Origin of the sequence: Anabaena sp. 90 (genome assembly GCF_000312705.1) — a bacterium.
GTDB classification, from domain to species: Bacteria; Cyanobacteriota; Cyanobacteriia; order Cyanobacteriales; family Nostocaceae; genus Dolichospermum; species Dolichospermum lemmermannii.
Map to the genome: position 1 here is coordinate 2,299,105 of NC_019427.1, position 18,129 is coordinate 2,317,233.

Consider the following 18,129-nt stretch of genomic DNA (forward strand, 5'->3'; position numbering starts at 1 on the left):
ATTAAATTAGTTGAATGTCTTTATCTCTATTACCAGTACCTGCTATTTTTTTATCCTCTATTGTCGTTGCGGCTATTCTCATTTATCTACCCTATTTATTAGTAGCTTTTGCTAGAGTGCAAGTAGGATATGATTTGTCTGCACCTCGCGCCATGTTTGACAAGTTGCCTCCCTATGCCCAACGGGCAACATGGGCCCATGAAAACTCCTTTGAAGCGTTTATGGTTTTTGCCGCAGCCGCACTAATGGCTTATGTCACTGGAGTGAATTCTCCCCAAGGAGTGAATGCAGCCATCGCTTTTCTGATTGCTCGTTTGCTATACTCTATTTTCTATATTGCAAATATACCTTTGTTAAGATCACTCATGTTTGGTATTGCTTCTTTTAGTTCGGGAACTCTGTTTTTCCTCAGTCTCATGCAAGTTAAATAATTAAGCTGAGGGAATAAGGATTTTTAATTTTGCCTCTTCTCTCTTACCAATTACCAATTACCAATTTTATTTATGGCTGCTTCTTTTTCCTTTGATATCGTCAGCGACTTTGATAGACAAGAATTAGTTAATACTATTGATCAAGTCATCAGAGACGTTAAAAGCCGTTACGATCTTAAAGATACTAAAACCACAATCGAATTAAGCGAAGAAAAAATTACCGTTGGTACTGACAGCGACTTTACCTTAGAATCTGTCCACACCATTCTCCGAGAAAAAGCCGCCAAGCGGAATCTTTCTCAAAAAATCTTTGAATTTGGCAAAGTTGAATCTGCCAGCGGTAGCCGTGTTCGTCAAGAAATTACCCTGAAAAAAGGCATTAGCCAAGAAATTGCTAAACAAATTTCTAAGATAATTCGGGACGAAATTAAAAAGGTGCAAGCCTCAATTCAAGGTGACTCTGTGCGGGTAATAGCTAAATCAAAAGATGACTTACAACTCGTGATTCAACGGCTTAAACAAGAAGATTTCCCCGTCGCTTTGCAATTTACAAATTATCGCTAGAAAATATAATTGACAACTAACAGTTGTCAATTATTAATTGTCAATTACTTCCGTCCCCCAATACTTTTTTGAAATGCCGGACGTTCAGATATAGACTGAATATAATTCACGACTGCTGGGTAAGCACTCAAATCTAATTTGAGCATAATCGGAATTTGACACTCCCCGGTCTAAAGACACGGGGATTCTTGGTTCAACGAGACCACTTAAACTAGACTCCTTGCGTTATCTAGGTCAGAGGTGGGACTCTCCCCAAGCGTTAACTTTCGGTCTGCCCGACCGTAGTTGCATTATTGCAAGTCCTGTTTAACTTGAAACGAGAAAGTTTCAAAATCCTGATTCGTCTAGTCCCTATAAATCTTTTACCTACTGCTAGAAGGAAACTAGAACAATGCAGTAGAACCACATAGATTTAATTGTCAAGGTACAGATTACCGTTAGGCAGTTAGGTTTTTATACAGGTTGATTACCTTTCCTGTTACAAGTAGTATAGCACAGGTCGCTGGGGGATAAATCCCCTCTTGTAGCTTTCATCCCCGGCTTAAAAGACATTATACTAAACACGGGTGAGATTTAAACTTTTGCCAAATGACAAAGAACCCAGATGTGTAGGGGTTTAGCAGTGCTAAACCCCTACGTTTAGAATCAAACAATCAAGCCGTTTTGAGTATAACACCTAAAAATCCTAAAAATTTTTAGGTGACAATTCTAGCCGCATTTAGTACCCGTTTGCGCTCTATCGAATAATTTAAGATGTGGGAATTTGTTTACAGATAGCTTCTAATGCGGCTGAAGGAATGGGTTCTATCACTTCAATTTGATCCACTTCCCCATCTTCTTTATATAAGCACGTAGCTAAACAAAGCACAATATAGTCATCGGTATTGAGGGCGGTAGCATCAGCATAAGCAATTATTGTTGTCATGAGAAATGTCTCTTCTAGAATTGGTAAATAGGGGTTGGTTAGTTGTTAGTTGTCCGTTGTCATTGGTAAAACTCTTATTGCCTATTGCCTATTGCCTATTACCTCTTCCCTCTTCCCTCTTCCCCTGATCATTAAAATTTACACTTCAATTCTTCAGAATTTTACTGATTCGGGAATTGAACTTGGGTATGAAGTATACATTATTAGATTTATGGCTCATCTGTTGTTGGATGTAAAATCCACGTCCTTCAATCATCCTAGAGTCATTAGGACACAAAAACTGTAACTTTATTTGACAAACCAAGTAAACCAAATAGGCAAAGTATGAATAAGCACTCTTTTTTAAATTCTGGTATTCAAAACAATCAAGTATGTCTTTCTGATCAAAACAATCCTTGTCATCAATGTGCGCCGTTACAGGATGGTAATGAATCAATGTTGGAAGAACGTTATTTACGCTCTTGTGCTTTGAAGTTAGCACAACAAGGGGATTATACTAAAGCGATCGCACTGTTAAGTCACCTGATTGACCATCATCCCGAAAATGCGGTCGATTACAATAACCGAGGGCTGATTTATTTTCAAAGTGGTGATAGCCAAAAAGCTATCTCTGATTATAACAAAGCCTTGGATTTAAATTCTAAATTAGCTAGTGCCTACAATAATCGGGCTAATTATTACGCTGCTTGTGGTGAATTAACAGCCGCATTGGCTGATTATGAACAAGCATTGGATCTAAATCCCCATCATGTTCGGGCTTGGATTAATCGTAGTATTACTTTACGCGACTTGGGAGACTATGCAGAAGCTATTGAAAACTTAGAAATTGCCATGCTGTTTGGTCAACTCAAAGGCAACATTTGGGCGGAACAGGGACGGACTTATCATCTCTGGGGTGATTGGAATTGTGCAATTGCGAATTATCGTCGCGCATTGGCAGAACTACCATCTTTAAATCATCAAGATGTTTCCGGTTATCGCTTACGGTTACAAATCGAAAACTGGTTAAACGAGTTGCTCTTTTTTGAAGACTAATTTAGTAGATGGCTTAATTCAGAGTTTTAGGCATTCAATTTGTAAAACTGACTCAAAAATTTGAGTTTCATGACTAAATATAAAGTTGTATCATTTGGTAGTCACCCTAATAACCGTGATGATTAATATATTTTCTGCACTTTTATGGTGCTGAGTTAGATTGTTCCGTTCCAGTCTGCTCTTGATTCATCAATATAACTGGACGCTGATTAGGGTCAAAGCGAAATGATTTTTGTTGCATAATACTTTTAGCTTCCCCAGGATCAAAGTTGCGGCTAAATTCTGTCTGCAAGTTTTGCACACGCCCTTCCATAACTTTTACTTCGGTACGAACTGTTCGCAACTTATCCTGTTGTGACCAATGATAAGGTAATAATTGTACTAAAGCAGATACTGCTGCTGCACTAATAACTATATTAACTGCTACTTTGGCTGTAGTTTCCAGTGCCATTATTTGATAAGCACGTTGGCGTAAATGTCGTTTAGGTCTGGGTACAGTTCGGCGTTGTTCTACGGGCTGTAGAGGAGGTTTAGATGGTTGAAACGCATTCATGGTGCTAACAAAAAACTCGCTGATTTACGGTAATTACCGTCAAAAGCAAACAGGTGCTAATTGCGGCTTAATTTAGCTGCCATATTACTCCATTTTCTGGAAATTTATACAAGTATGAAGATGAATAAAATATTACCTAGTAAAGTAGGGGCGATTCCTAAAATTCCCATAGTTTAGAACTACAAGTATTTGAAATCTACTCCTACTTATGGATTAAGCACCTGTAACAGCGTTACACTGGTGTTATTTGTATAGTTCTGTAGCTAAACGCCAAGCTAGAATTCCTGGAATTAGCGCTACAGCTAATGCAATGTAAACTTGGGTATCTGAGATAGGCATGATGGAAATCCTCCTAAGTTGAACTTGATTTTCAAGACTCCGTTTACTACTTTTCCCTGTTTTGCCAAAATAAGGAAACATCTTGTTACAAGATGCAACAAAAACTGGGGATTTGTCAGTTGTTCATTGTCCGTTGTCATTGGGAAGAAATATTCCCCTACTTCCCCTACTTCCCCTACTTCCCCTACTTCCCCTACTTCCCCTACTTCCCCTACTTCCCCTACCTCCCCTACTTCCCCTACCTCCCCTACTTCCCCTACCTCCCCTACCTCCCCTACCTCCCCTACCTCCCCTACCTCCCCTACTTCCCTTAATTTATGACTTTATCGCTTGGTATTGACTTTGGTACTTCTGGCGCACGGGGTGTGGTAATTGATGAAGAAGGTCGGATTCTGTCCGAAATGCGCCATTGTTGGCAGGTTGGGACTGTTGATTGGGTTCAATGTTGGCAACAGGCTTTATGGAGTCTATTAGGGCAAATTCCGGGGGTGTTAAGGGGGGAAATCGGAGCGATCGCTATTAATGGGACTTCTTCCACTATTTTACTGACTGATGGGGCTGGAAAGCCTGTGGACGCGCCACTATTGTACAATGATGGTCGGGGTGCAGTGGTTTTAGAACGATTGAGCAGGATTGCGCCAGCAAATCACACTGTATTAAGTGCTACATCTAGTCTAGCGAAACTCCTCTGGATGCAAGAATTACCTTCCTTTGCAAAAGCCAGATATTTATTGCATCAAGCCGATTGGCTGGGATTTCTCTTGCATGGAAAGTTAGGTATTAGCGATTACCACAACGCCTTAAAATTGGGTTATGACGTGGAAAAATTGCAATATCCAGCATGGTTGGAACAGCTAGAAATTCCCCTCCAGTTACCGCAAGTCTTAGCGCCGGGTACAGCCATTGGTGAATTACTTCCCCAGATTGCGGCCGATTTTGGCTTTAAAGGCGATTGTTTAGTGGTTGCTGGCACAACAGATAGTATTGCGGCTTTTCTAGCCAGTGGAGCTAAATTTCCGGGGGAAGCGGTAACTTCGCTGGGTTCAACTTTGGTACTAAAACTTTTAAGTCGGCATAGAATCGAAGATGCGCGATATGGAATTTATAGCCATCGTTTAGGAGATTTGTGGTTGACTGGAGGTGCATCCAATACGGGTGGTGCTATTTTGAAGCATTTTTTCAGCGATGTTGAGTTGGTGAGGTTAAGTGCGGAAATTGATCCAACTCAAGCCAGTGTGTTAGATTATTATCCATTATTGAAACCAGGCGATCGCTTTCCCATTAATGATCCCCAATTATTACCCAGACTAGAACCACGTCCAGATCAACCTCAAGAATTTCTACATGGTTTATTAGAAAGTATGGCTAGAATAGAAACTAGAGGATATGAACTATTACAAAATCTAGGTGCAGATCCTTTAACTCATATTTATACTGCCGGTGGTGGTGCTGCTAATTCTACTTGGACATCTATTCGTCAACGTTGTTTAAAAGTACCAATTGTTTCATCAATTAATACAGAAGCAGCTTATGGAACGGCACTTTTGGCAATGGGGAATAAATTAATAGAAAAACGAACCACAGAGGACACAGAGGACGCGGAGGAATGAGGAGGGAAAGAATTATTTATAAGTTGTAAAGTTAAGTTTAATTCAGTATTCAATTGTTAATTTATATGGTTATGAATCTAATCACTAAGCTAGTTTCCCAAATGTATAACAATTTCAAGTTTCCGCAAATCTTGGTCTTTGGTTTGATTATTACCAGCTTGTTTGCCTGTGGTTTAGATGTCACTGAAAATAGTACATCTGCAAATGCTAAAAATCCCGAACAGTCACAATTAAACCACAATACTTTACCTAAATCTATTTCTCAAAAATTGCTAAGGGATGCTGCTAGAGTTTCTGGGGTGAAAGTTTCTGATTTGCAAATTACTCAAGTTACATCTACTATTTTTAGCAATCCCTGTAATTTTCAATTTGGGGAAGTTTGCACAAGGGAATATAATCCTATTCCCGGTTGGATTGTAATTGTGCAAGTCAAAGAACAATCTTGGACTTATCATGTGAATAAATCCGGTTCACAAATTCTTCTAGATCCGAAAATTAGCAGTAATCAATTACCGAAAAAAATTGCTAATGCGGTTTTGAGTAATGCTTCTAAACGTTCTGGTTTAGCAGTAAGTTCTTTGAAAATTACCCAGTCAATTCAGAAAACTTTTAGTAATTCCTGCGTTTTTAATTTTGGTGAAGTCTGCACCCAGAATTTTGCTCCCATTAAAGGTTGGGAAGTAATTGTCAAAGTTAAAAGCCAGTTTTGGACTTATCATGTAGATATCACTGGTACACGCATTGTTTTAGATCCTCAAGTTACTAAGATTTAAGAATCAAACACATTTTAACAACGCTGCTTTAAACTCAGCCGCAGTTTGAAAATAAATTTTTGGCTTTTCTGTTAAAGCCAAATCTATCACTTCTGCTAATTTTTCAGGAATACTACTATCACGTTGACGAATGGGGACAGCCTCCTTTCTTAGCACACAAGTCCAAGGTTCACCGACAAAATCACGGGGGAAATATCCCGTTAATATATTATATAAACAAGCAGCACTTGCCCACACATCAACCTCTGGTAAGGAATTTTTTAAATCTAGTAATTGTTGACGACACATAAACGCAGGAGTCCCCATTTTCGCACCTGTGAAAGTGTGTCCACTTAAACCTGCTAAATCAAAAGCTTTGGATAATCCATAATCTCCTATTTTCGCCACCATTTTACCGTTGATATTGGTGATAAAAATATTATTCGGTTTTAAATCTCGATGTACTAAACCTTTTCCTTTTCCTAGTCTTCCGTCTGCTAATTTCACACAAGGAACTTCAACATTATGGGTATAGATTAACCCGTCAAGAACTTGCAGAATAATATCAACAGCTATATTAACAGGTAAACGTCCTCCTAATTTCTCCATCAAATCCCAAACATCCCCACCTTCGCAATATTCCATTGTGAAGAAAAAGGTATTTTCTGCATAGCCATGATCTAACATTTTCACCACATGAGGATGTTGTAAATATTTAGTGTTTTCTGTTTCTCGCAAAAACATTTTTACACCCAGTTCTTTAGCCGCGACTTTAGGCAACATTAACTTTAGTGCTACCCGTTTTCTAGTGGGGATATGTTCAGCTAAAAATACTTCTCCACATCCACCTTCACCTAAAGATTTTATAATCTGATAATTAGAAATTTTCTGGAGATTTTGATTACCTTGATTTGCTAAATTTAGGAGATTTTTAATAATTTCAAAAAAGTTCGGTTTATTATTTTCTTGTTCGACTGGAATATAAGGAGTTTTCTGTTTTTCCAGTTCTATTTCTGTACTAATATCAAAAATAATATCTCCTACCGCTACCTGATCATTATTGACTAAATCATATTCGGGAAAAATTGCCTTTAATGCTTCTTCTGGAGATTCACCCGCTTTCCTTTGTCCGATTTTTTTATCATTAACAATCGTACCGTTTAAACTCCCTAAATCACGGATTCTCATTTCAGGAGGATTGATATCTAATAAGCAATGATAGCGGGAAACTGTCATATCAATATTATCAGCAATTTGCAAATTGCAATCTTCACCTCTACCGATAATACAACTGCTGCGGCTATCAAATATATATTGTTTTCCTGAAAGTTTCCCTGTAGTAATGGTGAGGGTAACGGTAGATGGCATTTTTTATAGTTGATTATTTAAGTTTTCCATAAATATTATAGTAGGGTTGTGCTTTTTTTGTTCAACCGATTTAGATCCCCGACTTCTAAATTAAATATTGATAAATCACAACATTAATCAAAGAAGTCGGGGATCTTGTTATTAAGATATAAGTTATTTGTATGGGATTTTGGCAAAAAAGAACATTCTCAATTATTGGGGGTTTATTCTCATTATTATTGAGAATTTTATCAATAATCTAACGAGTTTTGGTAATTTCAGCTAGGGGGGTTGACAGTGTTCCGAGTTTCGGGTATGCTTATGATATGAGTGGGAAAGTGTGCGCCCATATATATAGAGTTTTTATTTATCAAGATAATTATTTCCCAAATAAATCCCTCCAAGCAGGGAAATAAGAAAATAAAATTTGTCCTCATAACCAAAATACCAAGACGTTATCTCGTATCTGAGAATGAAGATGCAATTACAGTAGATGGAGAACTGGGAAAGATGGTTAAAATCAGCAGATAAATAAGTAATAAGAAATTTCAAAATCAGGAATAATGCACACAGACACAATATTTTATCAAATCTTCCTCACTTTTCACACCCTATTATTTGAAATTCTGGGAGAACCTACAGAAAACGCCACAGATTATAAATTTACCTCTGTGGAAGTGAAAGAAAAAGCATTTCGATTTGATGGAATTTTTATGGCAGATAGTGTAGAAAAACCCATCTATTTTGTAGAAGTGCAATTTCAACTAAAACCGGACTTTTACTGGGAATTAATCGCCGAAATCAACATTTATCTTAATCAATTTAAACCTGTACAAGATTGGCAAGCAGTAGCTTTATTTGCGAAACGGAGTTTAGATGTAGGAGAATTGACTGCTTATCAACAAGAATTTATTAATAGTGGGAGAATTAAACGAATTTATTTAGATGAATTACTACCAGGTTCAATTGGTATGGGGTTAATTGAGTTAATTGTCAGTAAGGAAGCACAAGCACCGGAATTAGTTAAAGCTCTCTTGGACAGAACTAAGACAGAAGTTGAGAATGACAGAGAAAAACAAGGTATTATAGAATTGTTGGAGACTGTTTTATTGTCCAAATTTTCACAATTAAGCCGTCAGGAGATAGAAGCAATGTTTTTAGTGAGTGATATTAAGCAAACAAGGGTATATCAAGAAGCCAAGCAGGAAGGGAGAGAAGAAGGTAGACAAGATGGTGAGATGATTTTATTGATACGTCAGTTATCGAAAAGATTTGGAAAATTGAAAGATATTTACATCGAAAATATCAACAGTTTGAATATAGAACAACTGGAAAAGCTGGGAGAAGCATTGTTGGATTTTACAGATATTAATGACTTGAAAACATGGTTAGAATCTGAGATAGACAAGTAGGTTTATTTAATTGTCTGATAGCGAAGCGTGGCGTAGCCATATCAGGATATCCAGGATTTTAGGATTTACAGGATGTTCGTTTGCGTTGAAGTTTTTTGGATGTCAGGATTTTTGTGATGTGGGGAATTTTTTAGATATTATTTGATTGATGATCAAGATTCTCATTTAATAAACTATCCTATTCTGCAAATAAAGCTTCTAAATCTTGACGACCATTTACGACTCTAAGAATTTCCACATTATTATCAACAACTTGATAAAAAATGATGTAACCATTTAAAGGAAGTCCACGCATTCCCTGTCTTATGTATTCGTAACTGCGTCCCATATTAGGAAATTGCAGTAATTTTTCACACTTTTTTGTGAAATCTTGAAAGAGTATTTCTCCCGCTTCAATATTTCTGTTTAAAAAGTATTCAGAAATGCTATCTAAATCTCGAATTGCTAGAGGTGAAATCAAACATTGATTCATTTTTTCTCCTCTCGCGCATGACGAAATTTTGCCTGTATCTGTTCAACAACTGTTTCTAAAGGAACTCCTTCCCCTCGTTCTAGTTCTGCTGCGGCTTCATTAACTTTAATTTTCACATCTTCTACCCAGTCTTCATATTCTCGTTGTTTTTCTTGTAAAAGTTCTAGAGCTTGATTAATGACTGCTTCAGCATTAGGAAATCTCCCTTGAGCTAACTGGTTGTGAATAAACTGTTCTTGTTCTGGTTTTAGGGTAATATTCATTGTCTATTTCCTATAACTGATAATTTTCATTATAAACGTAATTGTCTGAATCAGGATGTCTAGGATTTGAGGATTTACAGGATGTTATTGGATGATTTTTGGTGGGGATTTGGTGATTTTTATTTGTCTGATAGCGTAGCGTGGCGTTAGCCATATCAGGATTTCCAGGATTTGAGGATTTACAGGATGTTGTTGGATGATTTTTGGTGGGGAGTTGGTGATTTTTATTTGTCTGAATCAGGATATCCAGGATTTGAGGATTTTCAGGATGTTATTGGATGATTTTTGGTGGGTATTTGAAGGTTTAACTCTCATGTTTTCAATTTTAAAATTGATGATTACATATTCAATAAATATTCTTTAATAATTTAGAAATTTAAAATATTATATTGTAAATCAAACATTTCAAAATAATATCCTGTTAATCCTTTAATTCTGTACTTCGACTTCGCTCAGTAACCAGTTATCCTGATTCTGACAAATACAACTTTCATCACCAACAAACCATCTAAAAATTACCATCCTGAAAATCCTTTAATCCTGGACATCCTGATTCAGACTTAATAATTTACTGTAATCCTTAAATGCTACAAGTTACAAGTCTGGACGCGAGAGAAGAACCAAGCAAACCCTCCACCGCAACAACCAATACCAATCAACCACCCCCCAAAAATAATCCTCGTCCCAAAACAACACAGGGAGGTGTCCTTTTGCTGCTTTTATATCAAAAGTAATATTTTTGTAGTATAAGCAATCGTCTTCTTTTCTCCATCCTACCTTGTCCCCGAACTTCTCCCAGATTTCAGAGTTATATTCTCTCGTTCCCCCAAAACCTTGATAAATACGCTTCTGAACAGAAAACCCAAATTTATCATTACTGTATTTTACCCACAATTGGTCAATGCTTCGCAGGTCTGCACAAGGAAAATTATCAATATCTTTAACATTTAACCAACCTTCCTTTTCCCGCTTCGCAACTGCTAACATTACCCTTGCTGTTTCCTTGTCTGCTTCCTGCCATTTCTCTTGTGCGAGGAAGTCACGCAGTTGTCTGTAGTCCATTCCACAGGATGATTTTAATTCTACCTCTTGGTTTATTAAACCCAAAATTTCCCGAAACTCCCGCACAGTTTGGGGACGGTTTACAGGTTCTAACTCCATGCCTTTGAGAATAGCAGCATTTACTTTATCGCTAATCTGCTGATTATATTTTTGCGGTGGTGATAACTTAACATCTTCCTCAGCGCGATAATTAGCAGGAATGGGAACTCTATTCGTTAATAAACTATATAATGTCGCTGCTAAAGCATAAACATCTGTATAATAACCAAAATCTCCACGCCGTTGATATTGTTCTATCGGTGCATAACCTTCTGTTTTCGTCGCTGTCATGCTTCTGATTTTACCAGGTTGAAATTCCCGCGCTAACCCAAAATCAATTAATACCGCTTCCTTGCTTTCCCGTCGCAACAAAATATTATTGGGTTTCACATCTCGGTGTAAAAGTTTCCGTTCATGAACACATTCTAAAGCTTGTCCGATTTGGTCAATGTAGCGCAAAGCTTCGGTTTCTGACAAGTAACCATTTTCAGCCGTGTAGTTTTCCACATAAGCTGCTAAATCATCACCGTCAATGTGTTCCATGACAATAGCCCAAAGTCCATCTTCGGGAAAATTGTCGTAAACTTGGACAATATGGGGATGATAGCATTTTGATAAATCTAAGGCTTCTTTTCTAAACCTCTTTTGTCTTTCCGCAAAGTCTGGTTTTTCGCGTTGTTCGCGGTTGAGGGTTTTAATCACAACCAACCTGTTTTCTTCTGTATCTTCTGCAAGATAGGTTTCACCAAAGCCACCGCCACCGATCGCTCTTTTAATGATATACTGTCCGTTCTGTAGTGGGGTGTTAGGTGTCCAGGTTTGCATATTGTCAGAATCAGGATGTCTGGTTACTGAGCGAAGTCGAAGTACAGGATTGGGAGAGAAATTAATAATTAGTATAACATCCGCGTTTATCTGCGTTCATCTGCGTTTAATTGTCTTAATCAGGATATCCAGGATTTAAGGATGTACAGGATTTAGATCCCCGACTTCTAGGATAATTTATTTTGATACAGAATCACCGATAAAAGAAGTCGGGGATCTTTAGTTATTAGTTTAAAAATTGACTCTATATATGCGCGGATATATTTCTACTCCTAACATTAGTGTAAACCAATTATCGCATCTTGTCAAGTCTTGATGTCAAGAATCATATAAAAAACTGAAAATCAAAAATCTCCACCGCAAACCAACATCCTGTAAGTCCTAAAATCCTGTAAATCCTGATTCAGACAATCCAAAAGTTTACTATATATGCGCGGACAGATTTCCACTCCTAACATTAGTGTAAACTAAAATTTTCTCCTTGTCAAGTCCTGAATTAAGATATTTTGGGAATCCTTGCCGATCTTGCCAAGGGGGCATACAATTTGCCTTTTCTCATATATAATAGTAGATTGTGTTGAATTAAAGCCAGACCATGCCTAAATTAAAGACTCGCAAGGCTGCGGCGAAGAGATTCCGCGTCACCGGTACCGGTAAAATCGTCCGCCGTAAACCGTTCAAAAACCACTTGTTAGAGCATAAATCCTCTAGCAAAAAGAGCAATATGTCCAAGATGGCAATTGTTCATGAACGGGACGAACCTAACGTGCGTTTAATGCTTCCATATTTGTAAAAGATCACAGGTAATAAGATATGACTCGGGTAAAACGCGGTAATGTAGCTCGTAAACGCCGCAATAAAATTCTCAAATTAGCTAAAGGTTTCCGTGGTTCTCACTCAACTTTGTTTAGAACCGCTAACCAACAAGTAATGAAGGCTCTTCGCAGTGCTTACCGCGATCGCAAAAAGAAGAAGCGTGATTTTCGCCGTCTGTGGATAGCGCGGATTAATGCAGCTTCTAGACAACACGGTTTAAGCTACAGCCGTTTGATTGGTAATTTGAAAAAGGCCAATGTGGAACTAAACCGCAAAATGTTGGCACAATTGGCAATTCTTGATCCTGCAAGCTTCGCTAAAATTGCCGAACTCGCTAACTCGGTTAACGGATAAAGGTGGCAACGGATGAATAACGGATGTAACAGATGGCACTTCGGAGAATTGAAAATTAAAAATCAAGAAACTTTTTGGCATTTTTAATTGGAGTAAAACGCAGAGCGATTATGAATAAGTTACATCTGGTATTATCCGCTACCCTATTTTTGATTTTTTGGCTGTCTTTTCTCAGTGGAAATTTAACTGCATCTGCCGCAACAATGGCGGAAATTCAGCAGCGAGGCTATTTAAATATGGCAGTTAAGGATAATCTTCGTCCTTTGGGATTTAGGGATGACAAGGGCAATTTACAAGGGTTAGAGATTGATTTAGCCAAACGTTTGGCCAGTGATTTGTTGGGTAAAGCTGATGCTGTGAAATTGCAACCAGTAGCCAATAGCGATCGCTTACCTGTAGTCTTTAATCAACAAGTTGATTTGGCTATTGCTGGAGTCACAGCCACAGAGTCACGTTCCCGCATTGTTAGCTTCAGTGTTCCTTATTATTATGATGGGGCGGCAATAGTTACAAAAAATACATCTATTCAAGAATTAAAAGATATAGACAAAGGGAAAATAGCCGTTCTCAACAACTCTAGCACTGTTGGATACTTAAAATATTTTACACCGTCTGCTGAATTGGTCGGCGTAAATTCTTACGCCCAAGGCTGGGAAAAAATAGAAAATAATCAGGTAGATGGTTTTGCAGCGGATGTCAGCGTTCTTAGTGGTTGGGTGCAAGTACATCCTGAATATCACATATTGACAACTAAATTATCAGCACAACCATTATCTGTAGTTATGCCAAAGGGATTGCAGTATGATGAGTTAAGACGTAACGTGAATGAAGCGATCGCTCGTTATACAGTTACAGGTTGGCTAAAAGAACGGATAGAATATTGGGGATTGTAGTATTTTAGTGAGAAATATACAACCTAATAACTGATAATAGATAGGGTATTTTAATAATTTGTATTTGTAGAAAATGGATAGCAATTTAGTCGTCATTTATCTGTCAATTTTTGTTGGTTTACTTGCATTTGCAGGTGTGAGTGTTTTTCGTCAAGTATTCAAAACCCGCAAACTTGAAAACTCTCTAGGTAAGTTAAAAAACAAATTAACTAAAGAAAAAGGTACGGCTCAAGAATATTATGAATTAGCTAGTATCTATTCAGAGAAAAAAGTATTTAGCCAAGCCATACCCCTATTTCAAAAATCTCTCAAAGCAGCCGAAGAAGAGGGAGAAGAATCTATTGCTCCCATTTACAACGGTTTGGGATATGTTTACTTTGCTCAAGAGCAATATGACTTAGCAATTCGTCAGTACAAAGAAGCGATTAAATTGAACCCAGATTATGTATCAGCCTTAAATAATCTCGGACACGCTTATGAGAAGAAAAAATTGAATGCTCAAGCCTTGGAAATGTATGAAGCAACACTCAAATTATCACCTAATAACCCCGTTGCTAAACGTCGGGCTGAATCTTTACGTCGCTTAGTTTCTATATAAGTAAATTATCTCGTTCCCAGTCTCTGACTAGGAATGCTATCATAGATGCTCTGCCTCTACTTTTATCAAAGGCAGAGCCTTCTAGAATTCATTCCCATACAGAGTATGGGAACGAGGAACGAGGAAAGTTAAAATATCCTCTTAATCTTACTGTTTCTCATCTTTAGTTGAGGAATCAATAAATGTACTTTTTCAGAAAAATGTGCAAGATGATTAAGAGGCTAAATCTTTTTTACAGGCTAACTATTAGCATTATTATTTTCATTAATATCTGCTGGGGATTTTCTAACATTGTATTAGCTGAAGAAGCGATAATTCCACACCCTCTCAACCCCTTAACAGAACAAGAAATTAATACAGCAGTTACCATAGTTAAAGAGCAAAAAAATCTCAGTGAAACCGCAATTTTTCCCATAATTGCCTTACAAGAACCCGATAAAAAAGCAGTCTTAAATTTTACATCTGGCAAATCATTTATCCGCCAGGTTTTTTTGCAAGTTTATGAACGAGAAATTAATAAAACTTTTACAGGAATAGTTAATTTAAACACTAAAAACCTCACTTCCTGGCAAGAAATACCTCACGGACAACCTGCTATTTTAAACCCAGATTATGCCATAGCTAACGAAGTCGTAAAATCAGATTTACGTTGGCAAATAGCTATGCAAAAACGGGGAATTAAAGATTTTGAAAATGTAGAAATAAGTTGTTGGGGAGCAGGAATACTCAATAAAGCAGAAGCAAAATCTGGTAATCGAATTTGTCGAGCATTATCTTATTATCAAGGTAAACATTGGAATTTTTATGCCCGTCCCATAGAAGGCGTTTTAGTTACAGTTAATTTAAATAAAGGTGAAGTTGATAGCTTTGTTGATAATGGGATAGTTCCTCTTTCCCAAGAAAATTGGGATTATGATGTTAATGCTTCTAGTCAAGTAATTGCACCACCAAAAACATTAAATATTAATCAACCAGAAGGAACAAGTTTCCAAATTAAAGGTAATGAAATTACTTGGCAAGGTTGGAAATTTCGTTATTTAATGCACCCCCGCGAAGGTTTAGTTTTGTATCTTGTCAAATATAATGATGGTGAAAAAGATAGATCAATTTTATATCGTGGTAGTCTTTCAGAAATGGCAGTTCCTTACGGTCATCCTCAGCCCAATTGGTCATTTCGTAATGCCTTTGATGTGGGAGAATATAATTTGGGATTATTAGCGAATAAACTAGAATTAGGTAAAGAAATTCCTGAAAATGGAGTTTTATTAAATACAGTGTTTGCTAATCCTGAAGGAGAACCTTTTACCATACCTGGATTAATTGGTATCTATGAAAGAGATAACGGTATCCTGTGGAAACATTTTAATTACAGAAATCAACAAAAATATATCCGTCGTAATCGTGAATTAGTCATGAAAATGATGGCAACAGTTGATAACTATGATTACAGTATCAATTGGATATTTAGGCAAGACGGTACTTTAGAAGTAGAGAATGAGTTAACGGGAATTGATTTAGTCCAGGGAACAGCCAGCATAAAACAAACTGAAAATAAGTCATTTGGTAGATTATTAGCTAAAAATATCTTTGGTGTAAATCATCAGCATTTTTTCAATTATCGCTTAGATTTAGATATAGATGGACAAGCTAATTCTGTAATGGAAATGAATGTAGAAGCGTTACCAATGGGTGATAAAAACCCGTTAGGCAATGCCATAACTGTAGAAGATACTCCACTAAAAACCGAAAAATCTGCTGTGCGTGATATGGATATTCAACACAGTCGAGAATGGATGATTGCTAGTGCAGATAAACAAAATAATTTAGGTGTTTCACCTGCATATATGTTAATGCCAGGAGGAAATACAATTTTGTATGCGGTAGAAGGTGCCAATATTAGGAAAAAAGCAGGTTTTGCAACTCATCATTTTTGGGTGACAAAATATAAACCCAATGAAATGTATGCAGGTGGAGATTATCCCAATCAAACGCAATTGGGGGAGGGTTTACCAAAATATATTGGTGATAATGAATCTGTGAATAATGAAGATCTAGTTGTCTGGTACACAATGGGAATCACTCATATTCCCCGTCCAGAAGATTGGCCTGTAATGCCCACTCACCGCGTTGGTTTTAAATTGATGCCCAGGGGATTTTTTAAGAGGAATCCCGCGATTAATTTGGGTGAGTGAAACAAAAATAATATGTAATTTATTCACCCAGAAAAAAAGAAGCCCAGAAATAAATTTTGGGCTTCTCATGTCCCCTTTTAGGGCGCAAGGGCGTTACCACGAATTAAGCTACCAAGAGTTTTGGCAGTAATTTTTAATTGGGTGAAGGGGTTAGCGGGAACTACAGTTTTATAAAGATAACTATCAAAAGTTAGCTTTTGTACATCCATGTCATCACACATTTCTACAAATGCTTCGCGGGTAGCATCGGAACGATAGAAGACGTTTTGGAGAATGTCTAATACTTTGTAGGTGAGTCCGTATTTCTTATCCCAACGTTTCAGGTATACTTTGAGGTCGGCTTCTGTGGGAATCCGCGCACCGCCGTTAGCTGCTTCTACAATGGACTCGGCGCACATTCTGCCAGATTTAGCCGCAAAATAAATACCTTCACCAGAAGACTTGGTAACATAACCAGCAGCATCTCCTACCAAGGCTATGCGTCCAACAACGCGACGGGGACGGGGATGTTCCGGGATGGGGTGTGCCTCTATTTTGATGATTTCACCGCCGGCTAGTTTTTCAGAAGCACGGGCGCGAATACCAGCTTGGAATTGTTTGATTCTGGCTTTGTTGATGTGCATTGTGCCAGTACCTACCGCTACGTGATCATATTTGGGGAATACCCAAGCGTAGAAGTCGGTAGAAACATCATCGCCAACGTACATTTCGGCGAGTTCATTGTAATAGGCCATTTTGTCTTGGGGAAGACGAATACGTTCTTGGAAAGCGATCGCATAATTGTAATCCCCAGCACCCATATCCTTAGCAATGCGGGAATTTGCCCCGTCCGCACCAACGATTAAATCCACTTTCAGGGTTTTAGTAACGCCCTGCGCTCCTTCTCCTGTATGGTCAACGTAGTGGATTGTATAGGGGTCAGACTTGCCGGCAGGAATATCAACTTTATGAACAGTGGCGTTAATTAAATTTGCCCCTAATTTTTCCGCCCGGTCTCGCAAGAAGCCATCCAACACTTCTCTGCGGCACATTCCTATGTATTCATCTTGATTTATTAGATTGATATCAACCTCACGATTAGAGGGAGAAATCATTTTCATTTTGCGGACTTGACGGTCAATAATTTCTGGAGGTAAGTCAAATTCCTTCACCATACAGAGGGGAATAGCACCCCCGCAAGGCTTGGCGTAATCTAGCTTCCGCTCAAATAAATAGGTTTCAATCCCAGCTTTAGCTAGTGTTTCAGCAGCGCATGAACCCGCAGGTCCTGAACCAACAACAGCAACCCGTAGTGTCAAAGGTTTTCTCCCAATTATAAACATTTTCCCAAAGTATCCTATCACGGACTTTTGGCTGAATTCCTTCTATAGCTCTATGTTTTGATAGAAATGCAATATTCCTTAATATTTCGATATAAAAACCCCACATTTCTTATCCTATAAGTAGAGATTAATCAATGGTAATTAACAATACCTTCACTATTTTCTGTTGATGAATTTATTGAGTGTTAAAGGCGTTAATGGTAATTATGGCGGTGAAGCTTACCGCACTGGCGAACTTTGTAAGGTTTGTGGTAATATTATCCAACGCATTAAATTAGGTGGGCGTTCCAGTCATTTTTGTTCTCAATTTCAAAGTTAGTGTTAA

At 37.8% G+C, this 18,129-nt stretch carries 20 protein-coding genes and 2 pseudogenes; 13 read left to right on the forward strand and 9 right to left on the reverse strand.

The annotated features are described in order from the left end of the window. Nucleotides 1–14: 14 nt before the first annotated feature. Together ANA_RS10050 and ANA_RS10055 are read left to right on the forward strand one after the other, a co-directional pair. Nucleotides 15–431, forward strand: a complete 417-nt coding sequence (locus tag ANA_RS10050) for an MAPEG family protein (protein ID WP_015079961.1) — start codon at nucleotides 15–17, stop codon at nucleotides 429–431. Nucleotides 432–503: 72 nt separating this feature from the next. Next, nucleotides 504–995, forward strand: a complete 492-nt coding sequence (locus tag ANA_RS10055; protein ID WP_015079962.1) for a YajQ family cyclic di-GMP-binding protein — start codon at nucleotides 504–506, stop codon at nucleotides 993–995. Nucleotides 996–1,039: 44 nt separating this feature from the next. Here the strand turns inward: ANA_RS10055 and ANA_RS24470 are convergent. Continuing rightward, nucleotides 1,040–1,150, reverse strand: a pseudogene (locus tag ANA_RS24470) (glutathione S-transferase family protein); the annotation flags it as partial. 593 nt (nucleotides 1,151–1,743) lie between these two features. Continuing rightward, nucleotides 1,744–1,920 carry a hypothetical protein gene (locus ANA_RS26525; RefSeq protein WP_158310520.1) on the reverse strand — a complete coding sequence of 59 codons (177 nt, stop codon included), beginning with the start codon at nucleotides 1,918–1,920 and terminating at the stop codon, nucleotides 1,744–1,746. Between the two features lie 324 nt (nucleotides 1,921–2,244). Here ANA_RS26525 and ANA_RS10060 point away from each other — a divergent pair, with 324 nt between their 5' ends. Beyond that, nucleotides 2,245–2,955: a tetratricopeptide repeat protein gene (locus ANA_RS10060; RefSeq protein WP_015079963.1), complete on the forward strand. Its 711-nt coding sequence runs from the start codon at nucleotides 2,245–2,247 to the stop codon at nucleotides 2,953–2,955. Nucleotides 2,956–3,097: 142 nt separating this feature from the next. Here ANA_RS10060 and ANA_RS10065 read toward each other — a convergent pair whose 3' ends face one another. Both ANA_RS10065 and psaM read right to left on the reverse strand, forming a co-directional pair. Then, nucleotides 3,098–3,508, reverse strand: coding sequence for a slr1601 family putative cell division protein (locus ANA_RS10065; protein WP_015079964.1), 411 nt, complete (start codon nucleotides 3,506–3,508; stop codon nucleotides 3,098–3,100). Nucleotides 3,509–3,751: 243 nt separating this feature from the next. Continuing rightward, on the reverse strand, nucleotides 3,752–3,847 hold the full coding sequence (gene psaM / locus ANA_RS10070; protein ID WP_006196319.1) for a photosystem I reaction center subunit XII: 96 nt from the start codon (nucleotides 3,845–3,847) through the stop codon (nucleotides 3,752–3,754). Between the two features lie 82 nt (nucleotides 3,848–3,929). On the opposite strand from psaM, the gene ANA_RS27580 reads away from it, so the two are divergent. From ANA_RS27580 to ANA_RS10085, 3 genes are all read left to right on the forward strand, one after another. Then, the gene (locus tag ANA_RS27580; RefSeq protein WP_235081776.1) at nucleotides 3,930–4,187 is read left to right on the forward strand and encodes a hypothetical protein; all 258 of its coding nucleotides are present in this window, start codon (nucleotides 3,930–3,932) and stop codon (nucleotides 4,185–4,187) included. Beyond that, nucleotides 4,165–5,457: an FGGY-family carbohydrate kinase gene (locus ANA_RS10080; protein WP_015079965.1), complete on the forward strand. Its 1,293-nt coding sequence runs from the start codon at nucleotides 4,165–4,167 to the stop codon at nucleotides 5,455–5,457. Before ANA_RS27580 ends, ANA_RS10080 begins: the two co-directional genes overlap by 23 nt. Nucleotides 5,458–5,558: 101 nt before the next feature. Beyond that, on the forward strand, nucleotides 5,559–6,230 hold the full coding sequence (locus tag ANA_RS10085) for a hypothetical protein (RefSeq protein WP_235081777.1): 672 nt from the start codon (nucleotides 5,559–5,561) through the stop codon (nucleotides 6,228–6,230). A 3-nt stretch (nucleotides 6,231–6,233) separates the two neighbouring features. Here the strand turns inward: ANA_RS10085 and ANA_RS10090 are convergent, their stop codons facing one another. Beyond that, entirely contained in the window at nucleotides 6,234–7,577 is a 1,344-nt protein-coding gene (locus ANA_RS10090) for a protein kinase domain-containing protein (protein WP_015079967.1), read from the reverse strand. A gap of 542 nt (nucleotides 7,578–8,119) precedes the next feature. Here ANA_RS10090 and ANA_RS10100 point away from each other — a divergent pair. After that, the gene (locus ANA_RS10100; protein ID WP_015079968.1) at nucleotides 8,120–8,968 is read left to right on the forward strand and encodes an Rpn family recombination-promoting nuclease/putative transposase; all 849 of its coding nucleotides are present in this window, start codon (nucleotides 8,120–8,122) and stop codon (nucleotides 8,966–8,968) included. 178 nt (nucleotides 8,969–9,146) lie between these two features. Here ANA_RS10100 and ANA_RS10105 read toward each other — a convergent pair whose 3' ends face one another. The 3 genes from ANA_RS10105 to ANA_RS10115 form a co-directional block, all read right to left on the reverse strand. After that, nucleotides 9,147–9,440 (reverse strand): type II toxin-antitoxin system RelE/ParE family toxin, encoded by a 294-nt coding sequence (locus ANA_RS10105; RefSeq protein ID WP_015079969.1) that lies wholly within the window; start codon nucleotides 9,438–9,440, stop codon nucleotides 9,147–9,149. Beyond that, nucleotides 9,437–9,703, reverse strand: coding sequence for a ribbon-helix-helix domain-containing protein (locus ANA_RS10110; protein ID WP_015079970.1), 267 nt, complete (start codon nucleotides 9,701–9,703; stop codon nucleotides 9,437–9,439). The genes ANA_RS10105 and ANA_RS10110 overlap by 4 nt, the downstream gene beginning before the upstream one ends. 594 nt (nucleotides 9,704–10,297) lie before the next feature. Beyond that, on the reverse strand, nucleotides 10,298–11,629 hold the full coding sequence (locus tag ANA_RS10115; RefSeq protein WP_015079971.1) for a serine/threonine-protein kinase: 1,332 nt from the start codon (nucleotides 11,627–11,629) through the stop codon (nucleotides 10,298–10,300). Nucleotides 11,630–12,224: 595 nt separating this feature from the next. Between ANA_RS10115 and rpmI the strand changes: the two genes are divergently transcribed. The 5 genes from rpmI (at nucleotide 12,225) to ANA_RS10135 (ending at nucleotide 16,482) form a co-directional block, all read left to right on the forward strand. Then, the gene (rpmI, locus tag ANA_RS24480; RefSeq protein WP_015079972.1) at nucleotides 12,225–12,422 is read left to right on the forward strand and encodes a 50S ribosomal protein L35; all 198 of its coding nucleotides are present in this window, start codon (nucleotides 12,225–12,227) and stop codon (nucleotides 12,420–12,422) included. A gap of 20 nt (nucleotides 12,423–12,442) precedes the next feature. Further along, entirely contained in the window at nucleotides 12,443–12,799 is a 357-nt protein-coding gene (gene rplT, locus ANA_RS10120) for a 50S ribosomal protein L20 (RefSeq protein WP_015079973.1), read from the forward strand. Nucleotides 12,800–12,909: 110 nt separating this feature from the next. Further along, nucleotides 12,910–13,692 (forward strand): transporter substrate-binding domain-containing protein, encoded by a 783-nt coding sequence (locus ANA_RS10125; protein ID WP_041457928.1) that lies wholly within the window; start codon nucleotides 12,910–12,912, stop codon nucleotides 13,690–13,692. Nucleotides 13,693–13,765: 73 nt separating this feature from the next. Next, nucleotides 13,766–14,290, forward strand: coding sequence for a tetratricopeptide repeat protein (locus ANA_RS10130; RefSeq protein ID WP_015079975.1), 525 nt, complete (start codon nucleotides 13,766–13,768; stop codon nucleotides 14,288–14,290). A gap of 209 nt (nucleotides 14,291–14,499) precedes the next feature. Beyond that, complete coding sequence (locus ANA_RS10135; protein ID WP_041457930.1) at nucleotides 14,500–16,482, forward strand: primary-amine oxidase; 1,983 nt, start codon at nucleotides 14,500–14,502, stop codon at nucleotides 16,480–16,482. Nucleotides 16,483–16,559: 77 nt separating this feature from the next. On the opposite strand, the gene chlP is transcribed toward ANA_RS10135, so the two are convergent. After that, nucleotides 16,560–17,780, reverse strand: coding sequence for a geranylgeranyl reductase (gene chlP, locus ANA_RS10140; RefSeq protein ID WP_041458359.1), 1,221 nt, complete (start codon nucleotides 17,778–17,780; stop codon nucleotides 16,560–16,562). Nucleotides 17,781–17,976: 196 nt separating this feature from the next. Here chlP and ANA_RS24485 point away from each other — a divergent pair. Further along, a pseudogene (locus ANA_RS24485) lies at nucleotides 17,977–18,123 on the forward strand (zinc finger domain-containing protein); the annotation flags it as partial. Nucleotides 18,124–18,129 lie beyond the last annotated feature (6 nt).